This window comes from Bradyrhizobium sp. INPA03-11B, from assembly GCF_040446015.1.
Classification (GTDB): Bacteria; Pseudomonadota; Alphaproteobacteria; order Rhizobiales; family Xanthobacteraceae; genus Bradyrhizobium; species Bradyrhizobium macuxiense_A.
Window position 1 is genome coordinate 68,526 of sequence record NZ_JASGSR010000023.1, and the last position, 22,267, is coordinate 90,792.

Annotated in this window: 26 protein-coding genes; 11 read left to right on the plus strand and 15 right to left on the minus strand. The window is 64.4% G+C overall.

Going from position 1 to position 22,267, the window contains the following annotated elements:
• Nucleotides 1-90: 90 nt before the first annotated feature.
• Nucleotides 91-765 (minus strand): DUF429 domain-containing protein, encoded by a 675-nt coding sequence (locus QMZ05_RS12325; RefSeq protein ID WP_353700983.1) that lies wholly within the window; start codon nt 763-765, stop codon nt 91-93.
• Complete coding sequence (locus QMZ05_RS12330) at nt 762-2,432, minus strand: fumarate hydratase (RefSeq protein WP_353700984.1); 1,671 nt, start codon at nt 2,430-2,432, stop codon at nt 762-764. The genes QMZ05_RS12325 and QMZ05_RS12330 overlap by 4 nt, the downstream gene beginning before the upstream one ends.
• A gap of 232 nt (nt 2,433-2,664) precedes the next feature.
• Here QMZ05_RS12330 and QMZ05_RS12335 point away from each other — a divergent pair, with 232 nt between their 5' ends.
• Both QMZ05_RS12335 and QMZ05_RS12340 read left to right on the plus strand, forming a co-directional pair.
• Nucleotides 2,665-2,982: a Kazal-type serine protease inhibitor family protein gene (locus QMZ05_RS12335; protein ID WP_353700985.1), complete on the plus strand. Its 318-nt coding sequence runs from the start codon at nt 2,665-2,667 to the stop codon at nt 2,980-2,982.
• Between the two features lie 105 nt (nt 2,983-3,087).
• A complete protein-coding gene (locus tag QMZ05_RS12340) occupies nt 3,088-3,549 on the plus strand; it encodes a hypothetical protein (protein WP_050421146.1) in 462 nt (153 codons plus the stop codon).
• Nucleotides 3,550-3,616: 67 nt separating this feature from the next.
• Here QMZ05_RS12340 and QMZ05_RS12345 read toward each other — a convergent pair whose 3' ends face one another.
• Nucleotides 3,617-4,057, minus strand: coding sequence for an SRPBCC domain-containing protein (locus tag QMZ05_RS12345; protein ID WP_353700986.1), 441 nt, complete (start codon nt 4,055-4,057; stop codon nt 3,617-3,619).
• Nucleotides 4,057-4,383, minus strand: coding sequence for a metalloregulator ArsR/SmtB family transcription factor (locus QMZ05_RS12350; RefSeq protein ID WP_353700987.1), 327 nt, complete (start codon nt 4,381-4,383; stop codon nt 4,057-4,059). The genes QMZ05_RS12345 and QMZ05_RS12350 overlap by 1 nt, the downstream gene beginning before the upstream one ends.
• A 155-nt stretch (nt 4,384-4,538) precedes the next feature.
• Between QMZ05_RS12350 and QMZ05_RS12355 the strand changes: the two genes are divergently transcribed.
• Entirely contained in the window at nt 4,539-5,213 is a 675-nt protein-coding gene (locus QMZ05_RS12355; RefSeq protein WP_050421143.1) for an isoprenylcysteine carboxylmethyltransferase family protein, read from the plus strand.
• Nucleotides 5,214-5,226: 13 nt separating this feature from the next.
• A complete protein-coding gene (locus QMZ05_RS12360; RefSeq protein WP_279705562.1) occupies nt 5,227-5,586 on the plus strand; it encodes a GFA family protein in 360 nt (119 codons plus the stop codon).
• A gap of 3 nt (nt 5,587-5,589) precedes the next feature.
• On the opposite strand, the gene QMZ05_RS12365 is transcribed toward QMZ05_RS12360, so the two are convergent.
• The gene (locus tag QMZ05_RS12365; protein WP_353700988.1) at nt 5,590-6,297 is read right to left on the minus strand and encodes a glutathione S-transferase; all 708 of its coding nucleotides are present in this window, start codon (nt 6,295-6,297) and stop codon (nt 5,590-5,592) included.
• Nucleotides 6,298-6,450: 153 nt separating this feature from the next.
• On the opposite strand from QMZ05_RS12365, the gene QMZ05_RS12370 reads away from it, so the two are divergent.
• Nucleotides 6,451-6,858, plus strand: a complete 408-nt coding sequence (locus QMZ05_RS12370) for a DUF3606 domain-containing protein (RefSeq protein ID WP_353701001.1) — start codon at nt 6,451-6,453, stop codon at nt 6,856-6,858.
• Between the two features lie 142 nt (nt 6,859-7,000).
• On the opposite strand, the gene QMZ05_RS12375 is transcribed toward QMZ05_RS12370, so the two are convergent.
• The 9 genes from QMZ05_RS12375 to flgB all read right to left on the minus strand — a co-directional run bounded on the left by QMZ05_RS12375 (nt 7,001) and on the right by flgB (nt 15,378).
• Complete coding sequence (locus QMZ05_RS12375) at nt 7,001-7,627, minus strand: lectin (RefSeq protein ID WP_353701002.1); 627 nt, start codon at nt 7,625-7,627, stop codon at nt 7,001-7,003.
• Nucleotides 7,628-7,824: 197 nt separating this feature from the next.
• Entirely contained in the window at nt 7,825-8,784 is a 960-nt protein-coding gene (locus tag QMZ05_RS12380) for a Tim44 domain-containing protein (protein ID WP_353700989.1), read from the minus strand.
• Nucleotides 8,785-9,026: 242 nt separating this feature from the next.
• Entirely contained in the window at nt 9,027-11,609 is a 2,583-nt protein-coding gene (cckA, locus tag QMZ05_RS12385; RefSeq protein WP_353701003.1) for a cell cycle histidine kinase CckA, read from the minus strand.
• 141 nt (nt 11,610-11,750) lie between these two features.
• A complete protein-coding gene (flhB, locus tag QMZ05_RS12390) occupies nt 11,751-12,824 on the minus strand; it encodes a flagellar biosynthesis protein FlhB (protein WP_353700990.1) in 1,074 nt (357 codons plus the stop codon).
• Between the two features lie 106 nt (nt 12,825-12,930).
• Nucleotides 12,931-13,701, minus strand: coding sequence for a flagellar biosynthetic protein FliR (gene fliR / locus QMZ05_RS12395; protein ID WP_146988008.1), 771 nt, complete (start codon nt 13,699-13,701; stop codon nt 12,931-12,933).
• 18 nt (nt 13,702-13,719) lie between these two features.
• Nucleotides 13,720-13,983, minus strand: coding sequence for a flagellar biosynthesis protein FliQ (gene fliQ / locus QMZ05_RS12400; RefSeq protein WP_021077937.1), 264 nt, complete (start codon nt 13,981-13,983; stop codon nt 13,720-13,722).
• A gap of 136 nt (nt 13,984-14,119) precedes the next feature.
• Nucleotides 14,120-14,431: a flagellar hook-basal body complex protein FliE gene (gene fliE, locus QMZ05_RS12405; protein ID WP_050421136.1), complete on the minus strand. Its 312-nt coding sequence runs from the start codon at nt 14,429-14,431 to the stop codon at nt 14,120-14,122.
• A gap of 26 nt (nt 14,432-14,457) precedes the next feature.
• Entirely contained in the window at nt 14,458-14,883 is a 426-nt protein-coding gene (gene flgC, locus QMZ05_RS12410; RefSeq protein ID WP_353700991.1) for a flagellar basal body rod protein FlgC, read from the minus strand.
• An 84-nt stretch (nt 14,884-14,967) separates the two neighbouring features.
• On the minus strand, nt 14,968-15,378 hold the full coding sequence (flgB, locus tag QMZ05_RS12415) for a flagellar basal body rod protein FlgB (RefSeq protein WP_074130920.1): 411 nt from the start codon (nt 15,376-15,378) through the stop codon (nt 14,968-14,970).
• A gap of 360 nt (nt 15,379-15,738) precedes the next feature.
• Between flgB and QMZ05_RS12420 the strand changes: the two genes are divergently transcribed.
• The 6 genes from QMZ05_RS12420 (at nt 15,739) to QMZ05_RS12445 (ending at nt 20,823) form a co-directional block, all read left to right on the plus strand.
• A complete protein-coding gene (locus QMZ05_RS12420; protein ID WP_353700992.1) occupies nt 15,739-16,680 on the plus strand; it encodes a flagellar biosynthetic protein FliO in 942 nt (313 codons plus the stop codon).
• Nucleotides 16,677-17,429: a flagellar type III secretion system pore protein FliP gene (gene fliP / locus QMZ05_RS12425; protein ID WP_353700993.1), complete on the plus strand. Its 753-nt coding sequence runs from the start codon at nt 16,677-16,679 to the stop codon at nt 17,427-17,429. The genes QMZ05_RS12420 and fliP overlap by 4 nt, the downstream gene beginning before the upstream one ends.
• A gap of 114 nt (nt 17,430-17,543) precedes the next feature.
• A complete protein-coding gene (locus tag QMZ05_RS12430; RefSeq protein WP_353700994.1) occupies nt 17,544-17,957 on the plus strand; it encodes a RusA family crossover junction endodeoxyribonuclease in 414 nt (137 codons plus the stop codon).
• Nucleotides 17,954-18,607, plus strand: coding sequence for a hypothetical protein (locus tag QMZ05_RS12435; protein ID WP_353700995.1), 654 nt, complete (start codon nt 17,954-17,956; stop codon nt 18,605-18,607). The genes QMZ05_RS12430 and QMZ05_RS12435 overlap by 4 nt, the downstream gene beginning before the upstream one ends.
• Before the next feature lie 126 nt (nt 18,608-18,733).
• A complete protein-coding gene (locus tag QMZ05_RS12440) occupies nt 18,734-19,618 on the plus strand; it encodes a hypothetical protein (RefSeq protein ID WP_353700996.1) in 885 nt (294 codons plus the stop codon).
• Between the two features lie 53 nt (nt 19,619-19,671).
• Entirely contained in the window at nt 19,672-20,823 is a 1,152-nt protein-coding gene (locus QMZ05_RS12445; protein ID WP_353700997.1) for an aminotransferase class V-fold PLP-dependent enzyme, read from the plus strand.
• Here QMZ05_RS12445 and QMZ05_RS12450 read toward each other — a convergent pair.
• On the minus strand, nt 20,820-22,061 hold the full coding sequence (locus QMZ05_RS12450) for a YbfB/YjiJ family MFS transporter (RefSeq protein ID WP_353700998.1): 1,242 nt from the start codon (nt 22,059-22,061) through the stop codon (nt 20,820-20,822). The two genes, QMZ05_RS12445 and QMZ05_RS12450, sit on opposite strands and share 4 nt — an antisense overlap.
• Nucleotides 22,062-22,267: the final 206 nt, after the last annotated feature.

The window sequence follows — 22,267 nt, forward strand, 5'->3', positions numbered from 1 at the left end:
TCTATCTGGATCTTCAGTTCTGATTGAATCAGAACGGAAGCTCCAGCTCTTTCTTCGACGCGTTTTCTTCACGCGAACCGGAAAGCGCGTTTAGAACCAGATCTGCATCGGCAGATCATGTCCATCCAGCGGCTGCGGTCCCTCGGGAACGCAGCCGCTTGGTTCATGGGCAGCCAGCGCCACCGCGCAAGCATCCAGCACATCGTCGCGCTTTGCGCCGCTGCCGATCCGCACCTCGGCGAGCCAGCGATCGATGTCGTGAAAGCCTGATCGCTTGAGCAGCGTGCGGCGGAGCGTATCGCCCTCCTCCGATTTCTTGCGCGGCAGCGGCACGCCGCCGTTCAGCCGCAGGAACACCAGTTCGGGATGTACCTCGCGGATGCCGCGTGCGGCGTTCGCACGAACGAACGCATCGACCTCCATGATCTTCTTGCCGAGGTGCCAGAGCTGGCGCGAGACGGCCGTCTGCCCGCGGCGCAGCGCTTCCTTGTTCGCCTTGTCGGGGTCTTGAAACTCCTGCCACAGCCAGCGCCGCGCGCCGGTGAAGACGCGCGAGGTGTGCGGGCGCAGCCGCTCGCGAGCGAGACGATCGCAGGCGCGCTCGCCGTCATCGGTCATGCCGATCGGGATGTCGATCCCGGCACGATCGAACGGACCCGAAAGCGCGTCCGCGATATCGCTGTGAAAGGAAATCGTGCGCTGGTCGCCGTCGATGCTGACGGCGACCCAGCCCTTCGAGAATCCGTCGAGGCCGATCGCCCTCAACCCAGGTTCAATTCCTTGAAGAAGTCGTTGCCCTTGTCATCGATGATGATGAAGGCCGGGAAGTCGACCACTTCGATGCGCCAGATCGCTTCCATGCCGAGTTCGGGATACTCGACCACCTCGACCTTCTTGATGCAGTGCTCGGCGAGGTTCGCCGCGGCGCCGCCGATCGAGCCGAGATAGAAGCCGCCGTGCTTCTTGCAGGCCTCGCGCACCGCAACGGCACGGTTGCCCTTGGCGACCATCACCATCGAGCCGCCCGCGGCCTGGAACTGGTCGACGAAGGAATCCATGCGGCCGGCGGTGGTCGGGCCGAACGCGCCGGAGGCGTAGCCATCGGGTGTCTTGGCGGGACCGGCGTAATAGACCGGGTGGTTCTTGAAATAGTCGGGCAGCGGCTCGCCCTTCTCCAGCCGCTCGCGCAGCTTGGCATGCGCGGAGTCGCGTGCCACGATCATGGTGCCGGTCATCGAGACGCGGGTCTTGATCGGATATTGCGACAGCGTCGCCAGGATTTCCTTCATCGGCTTGTTGAGGTCGATCTTGACCACATCACCGCCGAGCGACTGCTCGACCGCAGGCAGATACTGCGCCGGGTTGTGCTCGAGCTCCTCGAGATAGACGCCGTCTTTTGTAATTTTGCCGAGCACCTGGCGGTCCGCCGAGCAGGACACGCCGAGCCCGATCGGCAGCGAGGCGCCGTGGCGCGGCATGCGGATCACGCGCACGTCGTGGCAGAAATACTTGCCGCCGAACTGCGCGCCGACGCCGAGCGACTGCGTCATCTTGAGGATTTCCTGCTCCATCTCGAGATCGCGGAACGCATTGCCGTCGGCCGAGCCGTGGGTCGGCAGCGCATCGAGATAGCGCGCCGAGGCAAGCTTCACGGTCTTCATGCAGAGCTCGGCCGAGGTGCCGCCGATCACGATCGCAAGGTGGTACGGCGGGCACGCCGCGGTGCCGAGCGTCAGCACCTTCTCCTTCAGGAACGCCAGCAACCGGTCCTTGGTCAGCACCGACGGCGTCGCCTGAAACAGGAAGCTCTTGTTGGCGCTGCCGCCGCCCTTGGCCATGAACATGAATTTGTAGGCCGAATCTACTTCTGAAGATCCGCCCTCGGCGTAGATCTCGCACTGCGCCGGCATGTTGTTGGCGGTGTTCTTCTCCTCATACATCGACAAGGGAGCGACCTGCGAATAGCGCAGGTTGCGGCGCAGATAGGCGTCGCGCGCGCCTTCGGAGAGCGCCGCTTCGTCCTCGCCATCGGTAATGACGTTGCAGCCCTTCTTGCCCATGATGATCGCGGTGCCGGTGTCCTGGCACATCGGCAGCACGCCGCCGGCGGCGATGTTGGCGTTCTTCAGGAAGTCGAAGGCGACGAATTTGTCGTTGTCGCTGGCTTCCTTGTCCTCGAGGATCGAGCGGAGCTGCTTCAGATGGCCCGGCCGCAGATAGTGGTTGATGTCGCCGAATGCAGCCTCGGACAGCGCCCGCAAGGCCTCGCGCGACACCACCAGCATGTCCTTGCCGAGGACCTTCTCGACCCGGACGCCCTCGCTCGTCACCTTCTTGTAGGGCGTGGTGTCAGCACCAAGCGGGAACAGAGGGGTGTGCTTATACGGCGGAACGGGCTTCTGCTGGTCGGGGAAGGCGGAGGGGGCGTTCATGAGCTGCTCTTTGGGCTTGCAGGTCGGGTTCGAAGGCCGGTCCGGCCGCAAGGCCGCCGGCAATGTAGAGCCGTTCTAAGCCTTTTTCGGACAAAGGAAAGGGAAGCCGGCCGCCTTCCAGCCATGCGCGAGACCGGCAATCCCTGTGCTAGGTTTCATGCCGCGGTAATCTTGGGTTGCCACAACGCGCAGCACACCAGCAATCGGCCAGCGAAGCCATCAGGAGGCCTTCATGAAGACAGCGCTTTTCATCTACTTTGCGGCGCTGGCCTTGTTGATCGCGCTCCCGAGCGGCGCCGATGCAGCCCGCCTCGGCAAGTCCTGCGGCGGCCTTGCCGGCCTGCAATGCAGCAGTCGCGGCCAGTTCTGCCAGTTCAAACCCGGCAGCTGCGGCCGTGCCGACCAGTCCGGCACCTGCGCGTTCCGCCCGACGATCTGCAACAAGATCTTCAAGCCCGTGTGCGGCTGTGACGGCAAGACCTATGGCAATGATTGCGAGCGCCGCGCCGCCGGTGCCTCCAAGGCGCAGGACGGCAAGTGCACGTCCTGACCGACAGGCCATATTGACGCGCTGCGCGGGAGCCTGCATGTAGCTTCGCGTATTTTCGTACCGCGGGGGTATTTCGTGACAGCACCGTTGCGCCGACGCTTGCCTTTGGGCATCCGCTCCACCCTGCCCGCCGCGCTGATCGCGCTGGCGCCGGCTTTCGCCGCAGCACCCGCGCATGCCGATCCCTGCGTGGACATCGCAAAGCAGCTCGCCGGCCAGATCGACGGGCTGAAGGTCAATTTCAGCGCCGCCAACATCACATACCTCACACATCCGGCCGCCAAGGAATTGTCGCTCGGCTGCCGCGGCAAGGACTATGCGATCGAGCTCTATGCCAAGACCGACCGCAAGATGAAGCCGGAGTTCTTCAACCTGGTCGGCTCCGCCACCGCACTGATCTTCACCGTGCCGAAGGACGACGCCACCACAGGCACCTCACGCTGCCTGAAGCGCATGGGCATCCTCCGCGGCAATACCATCAACATGCGCTATCGCCGCCTCAACCTCGAATGCACGCGCAACAGGACCGACGCCTCGATCACCGTCCGCCGCGGCAATAACGAGTGATCCGTTAGAGCGTTTTCGAGCGAAGTGGGTATCGGTTCGCGTGAAGAAAACGCGTCAAAACTAGAATCTAGGCTTCCGCGGTGACCCGCCCGATCGCATCGACGATCTTGCCCCAGCCGGGGCTCATCATGTCGAAGGCGAAGCGGTTGCCGGGGAACACGAAGCCGTCATGCACCATGCGGACCTGCGTGCCGCCCTCGACCGGCGTCAGCGTCCAGGTGACGACCGAGTCGAGCTTCGAGCCGTGGTCCGGGTTGGTGTCGGCGCCGCCCTTCCAGGAATAGCGCAGCAGGCGCGGCGGATCGCAATCCAGCACCTCGCAATGCACGACGCCGTCCCAGTCGCCCATCGGCTTGGTGCGGAAATTGAACCGATGTCCGACGCTCGGCTGAAAATCGTTCGGCATCAGCCATTTCATCAGCAATTCGCTCGTGGTCAACGTCCGCCAGATCCTGTCGGCGGCATAAGGCAGCACTTTCTCGACCGTGATCGCGTGCGTCTCACCCATCACTCACTCTCCTTCAACAACCGTTCCAGATTTGCGAAGCGCTCGGCCCAGAACGTCTCGTAATGGCCGAGCCAGTCGATCAGCGGGCTGAGCCCCTTCGGCGCGACGCGATAATGGATGTGCCGGCCCTCGCGCCGCTCGGCGACGAGCCCGGCATCGCGCAGCGCGCGCAGATGTTGCGACACCGCCGGCTGCGACACCTTTGAGCCCTGCACCAGCCCGGTCGCGGCGACTTCGCCCTCCCGGATAATCCGCTCGAACACCGCCCGCCGCGTCGGGTCGGCAAGGGTCTTGAGCACATTGGTCAGCTGCATGGCGCTGGTCATGCGAATATATAAGCGATTGCTTATACGATTGTCAATGCAGAAGCGATGCAGTTGCGGCGCTGGAACACCTCGCCTGCTCCGAAAGTTGATGGCTGCGGTCGCATGTTTGCCGGAGAAACAGTGCGATAATCACTGTTGGAATGACGGAGCCACCCATGATCGCAAAGCTCCTCCTGCAGAATACGTTCTTCGTCCTCGCCATGGCCGCGCTGCTGTTTGCGTTCGCCGGCACGCTGCACTGGCCCGGCGCCTGGGCCTACCTGATCGCCTCAGCGCTGATCGGCCCGGCCTGCGGGCTGTGGCTTGCCAAGGTCGATCCCGGCCTCTTGGCCGAGCGTATGCGTCTCACCACACGCGAGGGCCAGCCCGCCGAGGACAAGCGCTTCATGCTGGTGTTCCTGGTCATCGCGGTGCTGTGGTTCGTCGCGATGGGGCTCGATCGCCGCTTCGGCGGCGCCAATGCCGGCGTGCCGCTGATCGTGCTCGGCCTCGCGCTGTATCTGCTCTCGACCGTGCTGATCCTGTGGGTGTTCCGCACCAATTCGTTCGCAGCACCGGTCGTCAAGGTACAGACCGAGCGCGACCATCACGTGATCTCGACCGGTCCCTACGCGCTGGTCCGCCATCCGATGTATGCGAGCGTGATGCTGTTCTTCATCGGCGTGCCGCTGACGCTCGGCTCCTGGTGGGGCCTCGCCTTCGTGCCGGTGTTCTTCGCGATGTTCGCGTTCCGCACCGGGATCGAGGAGCGCACGCTGATGGCGGGATTGTCGGGCTATGCTGACTATGCGGCGCGGGTGCGCTATCGTCTGGTGCCCGGACTGTGGTGAGGGACCGACCGTCATGGCAGAGAGCAAGATCTACACCGGCGGCTGCCATTGCGGCCAGGTGCGCTTCGAATGCACCACCGACATGGCCATGGTGACCGCCTGCAACTGCTCGATCTGCACCAAGAAGGGACTGCACTTCGTGTTCATGCCGCCGTCCAGCTTCCAGCTCCGCGCCGGCGCCGAGAACCTGAAGGAATATCTCTTCAACCGCCATGCGATCCGCCACCAGCTCTGCGTCGATTGCGGCGTCGACGTGTTCGCGCGCGGCAAGAAACCCGACGGCTCCGACATCGTGGCGCTGAATGTCAGCTGCATCGACGGCATCGACCTGTCGAAGATCACGATGACGCCGGTGGATGGGAAGAGCCGGTGACTATCACAAATCCAGCGCCTTGTAGCGCCGGAAAATCCCCTCTTCGTTGAACGGAATCCGCCGCTCGCTCGCCAGATACGCCTTGATGTTCGGCCGCCCGGCGACGCGATCGCGCAGCGCGATCAGGCGCGGGACGTTCTTCTCGAACGCGGCCATGCGCTTCGGAAAGGCGTAGCGCAGGCCTTCCACGATCTGGAACAGCGACAGGTCGACATAGGTGATCCGGCGTCCGGTGACGAAGGCACCGCCGTTCGCCGCGACCAGGTCCTCGAAATAACCGAGATATTTCGGCACCCGCGACGCCCAGAACTCCTCCGTGCGCTTCTTGGCCGGCGCCTTCTGGTCCTCGTAATACAGCGACGGGCCGAGCGGATGATGGGTATCGTGAATCTCCAGCACGAAGTCCGTGATCGTCAGTTGCAGCTGGTGCACCCAGAGCTTCCCCGCCTCCGCCTTCGGCGCCAGGCCGTGACGCGCCCCGAGATAAAGCAGGACGTTGGCGGTCTGTCCGATCACGAGACTGCCGGCCTTGAGGAACGGCGGCGCAAAGGGCGGCGTGCCCTTGTGCACGTCCATCATCTTCATCATGGCGCCGGTGCCGCCCTTGCCGCGCGCGACGTCGGTGTAGCCGGCGCCCGCATCCTCGAGTGCGAGGCGGACATATTCACCGCGGCCCTGGATCATCGGCCAGTAGTAAAGCTGATAGTGCATGCACTTACCTCCGAAAACTTCGCAGCGTCGTTGCGCTTCATCGCGATCGTAGCCGCACCGCGGCCCAATCGTCCATCGCACGCCGGCCGCCTGTCCGAACTGCGCGCAGACTGCTAAGGTTCCAACATCGAGTCTTCGATGAAGGATCAACTGATGGCGGACAACAAGAAGAAGCGGGGCGCACAGGATCGCGCCCTGATCGCGTTGAGCGAGTCCTACGAAGTTGCGTACTGGTCCAAGAAGTTCAAGGTCACGCCGGCGAAGCTCAAGGCCGCCGTCAAGAAGGTCGGGCACTCCGCGAAGAAGGCGGAAGCCTATTTCAAGGAGCAGCGCCACATGGCCGCCGATCGCGCCCGGATCGCGATCAGCGAGCCCTACGAGGTCCGCTACTGGTCGAAGAAGTTCAAGGTGACCCCTGCCCGGCTCAAGGCCGCGGTCGCCGAGGTCGGACATTCCTCGAAGAAGGTCGAGGCCTATTTCGCGAAAAAGAAGAAAACCGCGAAGAAAAAGAAGACGGCCAAGAAGACAGTGAAGAACACCGCCAAGCGGAAGAAGCGCTGAGCCGCCGCTCACCTGTCATTCTGAGCGAAGCGAAGCAATCCATCGTGCGGCATACGCGGATAGATGGATTGCTTCGTCGCTATCGCTCCTCGCAATGACGGACATGCACGCGCAGAGGTTCAGACTGCACCCGCACTCCCTCTCAATTCGCCGCGAAGCAGTACAGCAGGCCGTCGCCGCCGGTGCTCTTCAGATCGGCCTGCGAGCAGCCGCCGTCGGGGCCGCGCGAGGGATGCGACGTGTTCCAGGATTTTGACGGCTCGTCGTCGCGCAGCCCCTTGCGGTCGAAATGCCCGACCATCGCAGCGCCCTGCGTGCTGCTTGTCCAGTTCTTGCAGGTGCGGTCCTCACCGGCCGCAAACGCAGTCCCGTCCGCCTGCGATCCCGTCAGCACGTCGTGGCGGTTCGGCGTGTCGCCGACACCGTTGATGACATCGCCCTTCTCGGACAAGGCGGTCTGCTTGGTGAGATTGTTGCTCGCGCTGTGCAGATCGGCGACGTCCTTGGCGACCACCACGCCCTTCACGTTCTGCCACGGACCCTTGCCGATGCGATCGCGCGCATTCACCGCCGGCTTGCCGTCGGCCGCGTGGGTCGAGAGATAGGCGCGCCAGGTCTTCGGCGCACCGAAGCCCGCGGCCTGCGCCAGGGTCTGACAATGATTGTCAGCGCCGGCGAGGCCGCCGAGATTGCCGCCATTGCCGATGCCGTTACTGGTCACGAAGAAGCTGGTGTCGGCGGTCTGCGCGCCAGCCGGCGGCGCCGCCATGACGACGAACGCAAGACAGGCGGGAACCGCGATTTTTGCAAACTTCATTCCATCCTCCCGATGGTTGTTATGGTCCGCTGACATCAACCCGCGGCCGGTCCGGATATTCCGGCGCCGCGACACGGCAATGAACGCACAAAACAAAAGCGCCGCGGACGATGCCGCGGCGCCTTGTGTTCGTCATGTCAGACCATCGGTCAGTTGGTCTGCTGGATCGCCGAAAGCTCCCAGTTGCCGCCGCGCTGGCGCACGAAGGTCCAGACCTCGGTGACCTCTTCCGGCTGCCCGCCGCTGACCTGACGGCCGGTGCCGCGCTCCAGCATCGTATCGACCAGCGAGTAGCGCATTGCGACGGTCGCATATTCGCTGTCGCCTTCGCGCCAGGCTTCTGCGAGATCGCCCTGCAGCAGCTTCACATTGGTCACCTTGTTGGTGACGTTGCGCGCCTTGTTCTCCTCGAGATCCCTGGAGAAGTACGACACCATTTCCGGCGTCGCGAGCGTGTGCAGCTTCGCGATGTCCTCGTTCGACCACGCGGTCTGGATATCGCCGAGCAGCCGCTCGAACGTCTCATAGTCGGCAGGCGCGATCTCGACCGGCGCGTTCGATCCGCCGCCGAGGCCAAAGCCGAAGCCCGAGCGGGCATTCGCCTGCGGGCCGGGGCCGACGTCGGGTCCGCCAGCGTAAGCGGCGGCCGGCGCATTGCGGCGCTGCCACCACGACATCGCGAGCCGGACCACGAGCACGATCAGGCCGATCTGCAGCAGCAGGCCGAGCATCGACGACAGGCCGCCGAGACCCGAGAACAGGCCGCCGCCGGACAGCATGCCGAACAGGCCGGCGCCGAGGAAGCCCGCAGCGAGGCCGCCGAGCAGACCGCGCCCCATTCCGCCGCGGCCGAACAGGCCGCCGGAGTTCGCAGCAGCCGGCGAGTTCATACCCGGGCTACCAGGCTGGCTGAAGGTGCGGTTCAGCGGCGCAACCGAGCCGGGCGCGGTGTTGGTCGAGGGCGGCGCGGAGAATGTCCGCGAGCCGCGCGAGCCGCCACCGCCAACGCGGGCGTCGGCCGCCGAAACGGTCATCATCACGGGCAGCGCCAGCGCCATCGCGACGGCAATCGCCCGAACAATTCCACGCGTGCGTTGCGAGAAATTCATGTTGGTTTCCTCAAAGGATTCCCCGGCATGGGGAAACGCCCCTAAGATGGGCAGGGTCTGACAAAAGTGAAGCGGGAAACGGGAACCGCGGCTGCGGCCCTCGGTCGCGGCGATGTGACACTATGGGCCTTGTGACCGCGACAACGCGTCCTAGCGCGAGATGAGGCCCGGTTTCAATCGCAGTTGCAGTGGAATTTCACCTCGCACTTGCGAGATGCGAAGGCAGTTGCGGCGGCAACCGGCTAGTTCGCCGTCATGGTTTCCTTCACCGCGGCGACCAGCTGCGTCAGCGTGAACGGCTTCGGCAGGAAGGCGAACTGCTGGTTCTCCGGCAGGCTCTTCTCGAACGCATCCTCGGCATAGCCGGAGACGAAGATGATCTTCAGCTCGGCATTGCGGCTGCGCATTTCCTTCAGCAGCGTCGGCCCGTCCATCTCCGGCATCACGACGTCGGAGACGACGAGATCGACGGCGCCGTTCTTCTCCTCGAACGCCTCGAGCGCCTCGACGCCGTTCGCCGCCTCGATCACGCTGTAGCCGCGCGAACGCAGACCGCGCGCATTCAGCGAGCGCAGGCCATCCTCGTCCTCGACCAGCAGGATGGTGCCCTGCCCGGTGAGATCGGGCTTTGGCTTGGCGGCATCCGCCCCGGCTGCGGTTTCCTTTGCCGCGCCGTTGCCGGCCTGCGCCTCCGGCGCGACCTCCTGCTCCTGGCGATGCCGCGGCAGATAGATCCGGAACGTGGTGCCGCCGCCCGGCACGGAATCGACATAGACGAAGCCGCCGGTCTGCTTGACGATGCCGTAGACCGTCGACAAGCCGAGGCCGGTGCCCTTGCCGACTTCCTTGGTCGAGAAGAACGGCTCGAAGATCTTGTCGATGATCTCGTGCGGAATGCCGGTGCCGGTGTCCGAAATCTCGATCTTCACATAGTCCGCCGCCGGCATGCCCTTGTTGGCGAGCTGGGCTGCTTCCTCGGTCGGTACATTGGCGGTGCGGATGATCAGCTTGCCGCCGTCGGGCATCGCGTCGCGGGCGTTCACCGCGAGATTGACCACCACCTGCTCGAATTGCGAGACGTCGACCTTCACCGGCCACAGATCGCGGCCGTGCACGAGGTCGAGCTTGACCTTCTCGCCGATCAGCCGGCGCAGCAGCATGGTGAGATCGCTCAAGGCATCGCCGAGATCGAGCACCTGCGGCCGCAGCGTCTGGCGACGCGAGAACGCCAGCAGCTGCCGCACCAGCGTCGCGGCGCGGGTGGCGTTCTGCTTGATCTGCATGATGTCCTGGAACGACGGGTCGGTCGGCTTGTGCGCGTTCAGCAGGAAGTCGTTGGCCATCATGATGGCCGACAGCACGTTGTTGAAGTCGTGCGCGATGCCGCCGGCGAGCTGGCCGACCATCTCCATTTTCTGCGACTGGTTGATCTGGTTTTCCAGCGCCCGCCGTTCGGTGATCTCGAGCATGTAGACGATCGCGGTCTCGGCGTCGCGCTCGTCCTTCTCGACGGTCGTGACGAAGAACTGGGCGAAACGTTCCTTGGGCCCGTCCAGCATCACCTCGACCGGCGCGATATCGCCCTGCCCTTCGGCCGCCTGGTTGATCGCGGCGATCAGGAGGCCGCGGTCGCGCGGATTGACCGCCCGGAAGATCGACTTGGCCGCGCCGCCGTCGCCATTCAGCCCCTGCGCCAGCTTGGCATAGCGCGCATTGGCGCCGACCACGTTGCCGCCGCGGTCGACGGTCGCGATCGCCATCGGCGTATGGTCGAAGAAGCGCATGAAACGCACCTCGGCGGCGCGCTCCGGATCGGAACGCTCGTCGCGAGCGCGACTGATCACCAGCGTGCGCGAGGCGCCCGCTGCGCCGTCGGCGCCGAAGGCGAGCTTGTGATAGAGCCGCACCGGCACGGTCTTGCCGCCGCGCATGCGCAGGTCGATGTCGAATACCTCGGTCTTGACCTCACCCGGCACGGCCGCGATCGAGGTCAACAATGCCGCGCCGTCGCCCGACACGATATCGGTCAGCTTCAGTCCGCCCGAGCCGATCTCGGCCAGATCGTAATCAAGCCAATTGGCCAGCGTGGCGTTGACATAGGCGATCTCGCCGGCCGGATTGACCGAGAAGAAGCCGCAAGGCGCGTGATCGAGATATTCGATCGCGTGCCGCAGCTCCTGGAACACGTCTTCCTGGCGCTCGCGGTCGCGGGTGATGTCGGCGATCGACCACACCGCATATCTGGCGTCGCGCTTGCCCTCGCCGAGCGGACGCACCCGCAGCCGCAGCCAGCGGCCTTGTCCACCACTTTGCCCGGCGTCGTGCCCGGCGACACGGACCTCCTCCTGCTGCCGCTTGCCCTCGCGCGCGGCCTTCAGGAGGCGGAACACGGCTTCGGAGACGTCGGGGTTGCCGATGAAAACGCGCTCGACCGGACGGACGTCCTGCGGCCCGGCCGCACCGGTCAGCGTCAGGTAGGCGGCGTTGGAATAGACCACATGGCCGCGGGAGTCGGTGACAACCAGCCCCTCCTGGGCCTGGTCGGCGATCCGCGCCATCACCGGATCGTCGGTGGCGCGGTCGGAGAAGCGGATGATGCCTGCGGCCAAGGCGAACAGGTTGAACAGCCCGGCGGTGGCGAGCAGCGCCAGCACGCCGAGGATATAGGGCTGCGCCTGGGTGCGGCCGATGGTCATGAGCCAGACCGCCACCGCGACGATGCCGATCGCGATCAGCACCACCAGCAGGATGCTCCCGCTCCGCCGGGCTGGCCCGTGAGCCACGAACGGCTCGGTCACGGGAGGATCGTTGCTATCGGCGGTCATCTGGAGAGACATGGCTCGTCTGCATCACGAAGGCGACCGGCCGGCCACCTTGCCCCTGAGTGCCTGAATCGGACCCGAAAACGCAAGTCCATCAGGCGGCAATTTCGCAAGTTACGCGCATTTCAGGCGGTTTTCCGCCCCTTACTGACGCAGGCCGGACAGGCCGCGCCTCAGCCGCATCACGTAGCCGATGATTTCGGCAACCGCATGATAGTGCTCGACCGGGATTTCCTTGTCGATGTCGACGGTGGCATAGAGCGCCCGGGCCAGCGGCACGTTCTCCACGATCGGAATATCGTGCTCCTTGGCGATCTCCCTGATCCTGAACGCGAGGACGTCGACGCCCTTGGCGACGCAGATCGGCGCCGACATGCTGCGGTCGTAGGCCAGCGCGACCGAATAGTGGGTCGGGTTGGTGATGATCACCGAGGCCTTCGGAACCTGGGCCATCATGCGCTTCTTGGCGCGCTGGACCCGCAATTGCTTGATCCTGCCCTTGACGTGCGGGTCGCCTTCCGACTGCTTGAACTCCTCCTTCATCTCCTGCAGCGACATCTTGTGACGCTCGTACCAGGTCCGGTACTGGAAGAAGTAGTCGGCGATCGCGACCGCGGCGAGGATCGCGACCACTGCCGCCATCAGGTGCACCGTCATGCTGGTGATGGCGGGCAGCAGCTCGGCCGGATCGACCCGCAGGAACGATTCCATCCGCATCCGATCGGGCCACAGCACCATGACCATCACGACGCCGAGCGCGATCAGCTTGAACAGGCCTTTCAGGAAGTTCGCCACCGCCTGCTTGCCGAACAGCCGCTTGAAGCCGGCAGCCGGCGAGATCTTGGAGAATTTCGGCTTGAGCTGCTCGCCCGACCACACCAGCTGATGCTGGATCATGTTGCCCGCGACGGCGGCCAGCGCCAGCATCAGGAACGGCACGCCGATCGCGGCGACCACGGCGTAGCCGAGCGTCTGGGTCAGTTGCAGCAGGCCGGCGCCGTCGGTGCGGATCATCCATGAATTGGCGATCAAATTGCGCAGCGGCATCAAGATGCCGCCGCCGATCGAGCCCGAGAAGGTCGACAGCACCAGCGTGGCGCCGGCGATGATGAACCAGGTATTGACCTCCTGGCTCTTGACGACGTCGCCTTTCTCAAGGGCTTCGTCGAGACGTTTTTGCGTAGGGTCTTCTGTTTTGTCTTCGGTATCGTCGGCCATCTTCTCTCCCTAGAACATGATGCGACTTGATCGCATCATGTTCTAGGTCCCTATTTTTGACGCGTCTTCTTCACGCGAACCGGTTCCCACTTCGCTCGAAAACGCTCTAGTTCATCGGAGCGAGCTGGCGCATGACGCCGTTGAAGTAGTCGAAATAGGTGTTCATCATCGCCGCGAGCACGACGGCGAAGATCAGGAAGCCGACCATGATCGAGAGCGGCACGCCGACGAAGTAGACCTGCATCTGCGGCATCAGCCGCGCCAGCACGCCGAGCCCGATGTTGAAGACGAGGCCGAACACCAGGAACGGCGCCGACAATTGCAGGCCGATCTTGAAGGCGGCGGAGAATGCGTTGGTCGCAAGCGCAGCGACGTCGCCGGTCGGCATGATCTCGCCCGGCGAGAAGATGCGGTAGCTCTCGCTCAGCGCCGCGATGACGAGATAGTGGCTGTCGGTGGCAAACAGCAGCGTCAGGCCGAGAATGGTCAGGAAGTTGCCGATGATCTGGCCCTGCTGGCCCTGGGTCGGGTCGACGGCGGTGACGAAGCCGAGGCCGAGCTGCTGTGCGATCACCGAGCCCGCGACATTGAGCGCCGACAGCGTCACCCGCGCGGTCGCGCCGAGCACGATGCCGATGATGAGCTCATGCACCATCAGGACGCCGAGCGAGGAGATCGACGTCAGGTCGACATGATAGGCATTGCGATGCAGGGGCAGGATGATCAGCGTCAGCAGCAGCGCGATCGACAGCTTGACCCGCGCCGGGATGTTGCTCTCGCCGAAACCGGGCAGCAGCATCACCATCGCGCCCACGCGCGCGAAGACCAGCACGAAAATTGCGGCCAGCGCCGGCAGCAGGGAGACATCGATGCGCATGACCGCGGCATTAGTGCATCAACCGCCGATGATTCGCGACGAAATCCGCATCATGTGGCTACTGAGCGAATCCGCCATGAACGGCAGCGCCAGCAGCAATGTGACGAAGATCGCGAGGATCTTCGGCACGAACACCAACGTCTGCTCCTGGATCTGGGTCAGTGCCTGGAACAGCGACACCACGACGCCGACCACGAGGCCGACCACCATCAGGGGCGACGACACGATCACGATCGTCCAGATCGCATCGCGTGCCACGTCGAGAGTTTCAGGGCCGGTCATTGTTGTTTTCTCGCTGTTGGTTGTTTCGTCATTCCGGGGCGCGAAGCGACCCCCCGATGCGCAATTGCGTATCGGGGAATCTCGAGATCCCGGGTTCGATGCTGCGCATCGCCCCGGGATGACGTCCTGACGGACGTCAGATCGGCATCTTCATGATGTCTTCATAGGCCTGGATCACGCGGTCGCGCACCGAGACCAGCGTCGACACCGCGACGTCGGTGTCGGCGACCGCCGTCACCACGTCCATCACATTCGCCTTGCCGGACGCCATCGCCATGGTCTGCGCGTCGGACTTCTTGCCTGCTTCCAGCACGCTGCCGACGGAGTCCTTCAGCAGTGCGCTGAAGGACGGGCCGGCGACGGCCTGCCCGGCCTTCTCGGCGCCGCCGCGCTCCATCATCTTCGCGAGACTGGCATAGGCGTTGGCGGCGACTGTCGGGGTAGCCATGAGTTACGTTCCCTGTTCTTGTTGCGTCAGGACTTGAGGATGTCGAGCGTGCGCTGGATCATCCGCCGCGTCGCGCTGATGATGTTGAGGTTCGCCTCATAGGAGCGCTGGGCGTCGCGCATGTCGGTCATTTCGACCATCGAATTGACGTTCGGATACTTCACGTTGCCGGAGGCGTCCGCCGCGGGATTGCCCGGCTCGTGCTTGATGCGGAACGACGACTGGTCGGGCCGGATCCGGCCGAGCGTCACGACCTGGGCGTCGAGCGAGCGATCGAGCGCGGAGGAGAACGTCGGCACCTTGCGGCGATAGGGATCGCCGCCTTCGGTCTGCGCCGTCGAATCGGCGTTGGCGATATTTTCCGAGATCACCCGCATCCGCCCCGCCTGCGCGCGCAGGCCGGAAGTCGCGATGCTCATCGAGCGGGCGAAATCGCTTGTTCCATCTGCCATGGGATCCTCCTGCCGTCGTTAAGCCTTTTCAGGTTTGGGCATGATCTTCTCGGAAAACCGCTTCACACTTTTCCGGATCATGCCCTAACCCTTGCCGATCGCGGTTTTCAGCAGATGCAAGCTCTTGCTGTAGAGCGACGTGGCGGCGGCGAAGTCCATCTGGTTGGCCGACACTTTCAGCATCTGCTCCTCCAGATTGACCGCATTGCCGGCGGGACGGGTCTGGAACCCGCTCTTGCCGCGATCATTGTCGAAGGTGTCGGGTGCGCCGGAGGCCGCCATGTGGGTGGCGCTGGTTTGCATCATCGGCAGCGTCCCCATGCCGCCGCCGACGGTGGCGCCGCCCTTGTCGAACTTCGGCTCGACCAGGTCGCGCGGCCGGAAATTCGGCGTGTCTGAATTGGAAATGTTCTCGGCGAGCACCCGCTGGCGCTCCTGGTGCCACTGCATCTTGGTGCGCAACGCCGACAGGATCGGGAGATCGTTCATGGCCATCGCCGCGGCTCCGTTAACCTCTGGGACCTCCCGAGGTAGGCAGAATTTGCCCGGTGTATGGTTAACGGCTGGTTAAAATGCCGGACGGATCCGTGGAGAACGCCGCAACTGCGGCCTGCGAGCGCATTTTCGCCACGAATGCTGCGTTAACCAGCACAAACCGAGACAGCGTGGGGCGCTGAGAAGTCGTTTTGGGACAAGCGATTCTTGGTTTATTAATAGAACAGTCGGCTGCAAGCCGCTGGGAATTAAGAAATAAGGCGAATCTCGGGCGCGATTCGCTGCGTAAAACCGCACCTATCAATCCGCGCCCGTTGATGGCGGAAGCTGAGGAAGGCCAAGATGGCCGGGGACTCCAATATGCAGGTCATTACATTCGTCTTGGCGTTCGTCGTCGTGCTGGCGCTGATCGGCGTCACCGCATGGCTCGTCCGCCGCTTCGCTGGAAACCGGCTCGGCGCCAACGCCAATCGCGGCCGCATGCCCCGCCTGGCGGTGATTGACGCGGCCGCCGTCGACGGCCGCCGCCGCCTGGTCTTGGTCCGCCGCGACAACATCGAGCATCTCCTGATGATCGGTGGCCCCACCGACATCGTCGTCGAGCCGAACATCGTGCGCGCCATGCCCGGCCGCGATCAGATGTCGAGCCGCCCGGCCGTCGCAACCGACGCCGCCCCACCGCGCGTGGCGCCGCTGCCGGATGCCGCCTGGAACGAGAGCGAGGCCGCCCGGTCAGACAATTTCGACCTTCCCGAGCCCGAATTGCCGCCGCGACAGGCACGGCCCTCTTTCGCCGACGAGCTGCGCCGGCCCCCGCCGCCGATCGCCGAACGCCGCAGTGATCCGCTTACCGGCTTCACGCCCGACCGTGGCGAACCGCGGCCCGATCCGATGCCGCCGCGCCTGCCGCCGCGTTCCGAACCCGTCGTCCCGCGTCCGCCGCGCGGTGCCGAGCCGCCGAAGGCGCCGCCGCCGTTGCGCGCGCCCGAGCGTGCCGTGACACCGCCGCCCCCGCCACCGCCTGCTCCGCCGCCGGTCGCAACCCAGGCGCCGCCGGCCGCGCCGCCCGCATCGAACGCCGATGCCAATCTCGCCGAGATGGCGCAGCGGCTCGAGGCCGCACTGCGCCGCCCGACCGGCGCCGGCGAGACCGTCGCACCGCCGGTCGCGCCCGAGGCGCCGCCGGTCCGCGCGCCGCGCAGCGAACCACCCGCCCCGCCCGCCGGCGGACAGAAGAGCGGGTTCGAGAATCTCGAGGACGAGATGGCATCGCTGCTCGGCCGACCGAAGAATCCTTCGTGAGGTTTCGGGCAGTCCCGCGTAGAGTTTTTTTCATCGCTGTCCTGATCGCCGCCGGATCCTTCGCCGATCCGGCGATGGCGCAGGACATCTCCATCAACCTCGGCGGCGGCAATGGCGGCGTGACCGAGCGCGCGATCCAGCTGATCGCGCTGCTCACGGTGCTGTCGATCGCGCCGTCGATCCTGGTCATGATGACGTCGTTCACGCGCATCGTGGTCGTGCTGTCGCTCTTGCGTACTGCGCTAGGCACCGCGACTGCGCCGCCGAACTCGGTGATGATCGCGCTTGCGATGTTCCTCACCGCCTTCGTGATGGGACCGGTGCTGCAGAAATCCTATGACGACGGCATCAAGCCGCTGGTCGCCAACCAGATCGGCGTTGAGGACGCGTTGCAGCGCGCCTCGGTCCCGCTGCGCGGCTTCATGCAGAAGAACGTCCGCGAGAAGGACCTGAAGCTGTTCATGGACCTCTCCGGCGAGCCGCCGCCGGCGACGCCGGAGGAGATGTCGCTGCGCATCCTGGTGCCGGCCTTCATGATCTCCGAGCTCAAGCGCGCCTTCGAGATCGGCTTCCTGCTGTTTCTGCCGTTCCTGATCATCGACCTCGTGGTCGCCTCGGTGCTGATGTCGATGGGCATGATGATGCTGCCACCGGTGGTAGTCTCGCTGCCGTTCAAGCTGATCTTCTTCGTCCTGGTCGACGGCTGGGCGCTGGTCGCCGGCAGCTTGGTGCAGAGCTACGGGGGGTAGCAATCGCAATTGAACCCGGGCCTACGAAGGCGTCTGCGACCGACGGGCACATTTGTCCTGAATTGACAACGAAGAGTCCCTCGCTAGCATGCTCGTGAAGTTTGAGCAGGGTGAATGGAAATCATATTTCCGATAGAGTTTCTCGTTTATGGAACGCCAGTCTCTGCCCAAGCCAAAAGCGTGGATTCGCGGGAAGCTTGGAAGGATCGCGTTAAGGCGGCCAGCATACCCGTTATTCCTCAGCCTCATTTCGCTTCCGACCAGCGCATTGCTGTGACACTTTACTATCTGCCAAATGAAGCGATGGCGGGAGACGTCGACAACATTGTGAAGCTTGTGTTGGACGCCCTTAACGCCCATATTTATCTCGACGATGTACAGGTCGAACGCGTCCTGGTTCAGAAATTCGAACCTGGTAACGTCTTTAGTTTTTCAAATCCATCGGCCACTGTCATCGACGCGATTACCGGGCCTAAGCCAGTGCTCTATGTACGAGTGTCCAACGACCCATTCGAGGACTTGCGATGAGTAACACCGCGACCGAAGAGCAGGTGCTACAGCGCGAGATCGCGCGGCTTGAATCCGAAGGGTACGATGTTTTCATTCAGCCTCGCGCTCCTCTCGTTCCTGAATTTCTTGGTGACTACGTGCCGGACGCAGTAGCGACTGGTCATGGCAAGAAGATCGTATTGGAAGTAGCGAGATCTTTGGGAAGTGAAAAGCTCAAAGACGTGGCTGCGCTCTTTGCAAAGCAACGGGAGTGGGAACTCAAAATTCTGCTCGTGACGCCGACATCGTCGCCTAAAACTATCCCCGTGCAGTCCCGCGAAACGATCGACGATGCGATTGAGGAGATCGAACGGCTAGAACAATTAAACGCTTTGCGTCCAGCATTTTTGCTTGCGTGGGCAACATTCGAGGCGGAGGGAAGAGCCTCGATCGCAGAGACGTTCGATCGGCCGCAAACACCGGGGCGCTTGGTCCAGATATTAAGCCAAGAAGGGTTGCTGACCCCCGCGGAGGCTGACCGTATGAGGGTTCTATCGGACCTCCGCAATCAGCTCGTTCATGGCGATCTCGGTGCAGAGATCAAGAGTGAGGATCTACTCTGGTTGGTAGCCATTCTTCGGGAAATGGCAGCGACAGGCAACTTATCCACAAGTCCCTCCCTTCAATGACGCTGGTCGCCGGCAGCCTGGTGCAGAGTTACGGGGGGTAGCCCCGCCAAACATTCATGGCCTGCTCGCTGGATCGGCCGTGCCGTTGCACTATCATGCGCGGCACCGCATCCAGGGAGCCGTGCCGTGCAGCCATTCGACCGCGCCGCAGAAGATCTCGGCAACGCCATCCATCTCGAGCATGTCAATGTGCAGGTGCCGGACCAGCGCCTCGCCACGCTGTTCTATGTCGCCGGCATAGGGCTGACCCGCGATCCCTATCTGATGGTCTCCGACAGCAACATGTGGGTGAATGCCGGCCGCAGCCAGTTTCATCTGCCGAGCGGCAGGCCACAGGTGCTGCGCGGCCACACGGCGATCGTGATCGCTGGGCGGCAGGCCCTGTTGCAGCGCCTCGCCGCGGTCGCACCCAAGCTCGAAGGCACCGCGTTCAGCTATCGCGAGCACAACGATCACGTCGAGGCCATTTGCCCCTGGGGCAACCGCCTGCGCTGCTTTGAACCGGACGCCGAGCGGTTTGGGCGCATCGCGCTCGGAATGCCCTATGTCGAGTTCGACGTGCCGCGCGGCACGGCCGAAGCGATCAGCCGGTTCTATCCCGAGATCATGGGCATCCCCGCCAGCGTCGTGAACGGCGACAGCGTCGTCGCGCGCGCAAAGGTCGGCAAGGACCAGTATCTGCAATTCCGCGAGACCGATCGGGCGCAGGGCGAGTTCGACGGCCATCACGTCCAGATCTACATCACGGACTTCTCGGGCCCCTACAGGTGGCTGCGCGCGCGCAATCTGGTCTCGCGCGAGGACAATCAGTACCAGTACCGCTTCTGCGACATCGTCGATCCCCGTGACGGCCGGCATCTGTTCACCGTCGAGCACGAGGTGCGCAGCGCCACCCACCCGATGTATCTGCGGCCGCTGGTCAACCGCAATCCTGACCAGACCAACCGCACCTTCGCCAACGGCTACGACCAGGCGCCCTGGGCGATGGGGCCGGACCAGTATGACGGCTGAGCGCGCGCTCGTCCGCATCGCGACATCATCTGCACTCCCAGCCACGAGACGACATGCTTCCCTCCCAGCGCCATCTGTTCGAGATCCCACGCGAGGTCTGCTACCTGAACTCGGCGTCCTACAGCCCGTTGCCGCTGAAGACGTTAGAGGCCGGCCGCGCCGCGGTCGGACGCAAGGGCCAGCCCTGGACCATCAATGCCGGGTTCGCCGGCCGCCAGCATGAGCGCGCCCGCACCGCGGCGGCCCGCCTGATCAATGCCGATGCGGACGACATCGCGCTGATCCCTGCGATCAGCTACGGCATCGCGACGGTGGCGAAGGCACTGACGATTCCGCGTGGCACTCGCGTGATCGTGCTGGAGAACGACCACTCCTCGCCGGTGCTGGAATGGCATGCCCGCGCCGAGGCGCAGGGTTTTGTCGTCGACACCGTGCGGCAGCCGGCCGACGGCGACTGGACGTCGGCGGTGCTTGCAACGATCGAGCGGTCGGGCGCGCCGCCGGTCGGCCTTGCCTCGATCTCCTCGGTGCACTGGTCGGACGGCGGCATGATCGACGTCGACAGGGTGCAGCCCGCGCTGCGTCGGCTTGGCGCAATGTTCGTGATCGACGCGACGCAGAGCGCGGGCGTCGTCGCGATGGACGTGACGAAGCTCGATCCGGACGCGGTAATCTTTCCGACTTACAAATGGCTGATCGGCCCCTACGGCCGCGCCTTTCTCTACGTTGCAAAGCGTCACCAGAACGGCGTGCCGCTGGAGCAGACCTCCGCCGGCCGCCGCAACGTCAACTCCGAGAACCCGGTCTATTTCGGCGACCTCGCCTATGTCGACAACGCCCGCCGCTACGACATGGGCGAGCGCGATCATTTCATCACGCTGGAGATGGCATCGATTGGCATGGAGATGATGGCGGACTGGGGCGCTGGCGCCGTCAGCGAACGGCTCGCGATGCTGACGCAACGGATCGCCGAGGGCGTGCGTGAACTCGGGCTCAACGTGCTGGCCTCGAGCGTGCGCGCGCCGCATATCCTGAGCCTTGGGATCGCCGGCGGCATCCCGAAGGAATTGATCGCGCGGCTCGCCGCCGAAAACATCCACGTCGCGCTGCGGCTCGGCCGGATGCGGATCTCGCCGCATGTCTACAACGACGAGGCCGATGCCGACCGCCTCGTCGCGGCCTTGACGAAAGCGCTGCGCGGCTAACTCCGCTTGCGCCTGCGCGCCACGACGCTGAACAGTTCGATCGCGAGCGCTGCGGCCACGCCAGCCGCGCCGATCACGAACAGCAGCGCATAGTCGCCGCCGCTCTGCGCGAACAGCCAGGACAGGCCGTAGGCGCCCGCCGCCTGGAACAGCGCGAAGGTCGTGGTGGCCTGCGCCCAGGCCGAGCGCTGGCTCGCCGCCGAATGCGGGATCAGTTCGTGGATACGGCCGATCACCAGCGGAACGATGCCGGGCGTGAAGCCGCCGACGATGAGGCTCGACACGATCAGCGCCACAGGTGAGGTCGTCACCGCGGGCAGCGCGACCGCGACCGCCACGATCAGGAACGCCGCGCGCAGCGCCGCCGCGAAGCCGGCACGATCGGCGAGATGTCCTGTGAGCAGCGGGCCGACTACGGCGCCGATGCCGTACAGCACCCAATAGTGCGATCCCGCCGCGATCCCCTGCCCGAGGCCGCGGGCAACGAAATCGACCAGGAACACCATATGCGGCACCAGCGCCAGCGCGTTGAGCCCGTATTCCACACACAGCGCGATCACCAACGGCGACCGCACGCCATGCGATGCGACGCGCGGCTCGGCTGCACCATGCGCGGCGGGGGCCTCGGCAGGCCACGCCTTCCAGCTGATCGCGGTCAACACCGCCGACAGCACGCCGAGGCCATACCAGGCCTGCTTGACGCCCTGCTGCAGCAACAGCGGCACCAGCGTGCCTGACGCGGCAACACCGAGTCCGACGCCGGCGAAAATCACGCCGCCGATCAGGCCGCGCTTGCTTGGCGCGGTGTGCGGCAGGATCGCGGTCGCCGCCAGCACCATGATCACGCCGCCGCTGATTCCGGCGAGAAAGCGGAAGCCGAAGAACCAGATGAAGGAGATCGGCACCGCGCAGGCAAAGCAGGTGATCGCCGCCAGCAGCATCATGCCGCGCAGCGCCCACACCGAGCCGATCCGCGCACCGAGGTCGCGCGCGATCAGCGCGCCGGCGAGATAGCCGGCGAGGTTGGCGGCACCGAGATAGACCGCTTCCGCAGGCGTGAACCACTTTGCCGCGATCAAAGCCGGGATCAGCGGCGTGTAGGCAAACCGTGCCAGCCCGAGCCCGACCAGCGACGCACAAAGCCCTGCGGCGGCGGACAGCCACAGCGGCCCGCCCGCATCGCGATGCGGCTCGGCATGATGGCGCCGATCATGATCGACATTGGCTGACATGGACATGGCGTAGGCCCTCCGGCCGTTCGTGAAAAATGATTAGTTGCGATCGCAGCAATCGCTCACAGCGATCACGCTTCCCTTCACCTGTCCCCTTGTGGGAGAGGTCGGATCGCATCGTCAGATGCGATCCGGGTGAGCGACTATCTGGATAGTCAAGTTGCATTGACGTATGCGGCACGCGCATCGCGTGCTTTTGCGTTGAGGCGGAC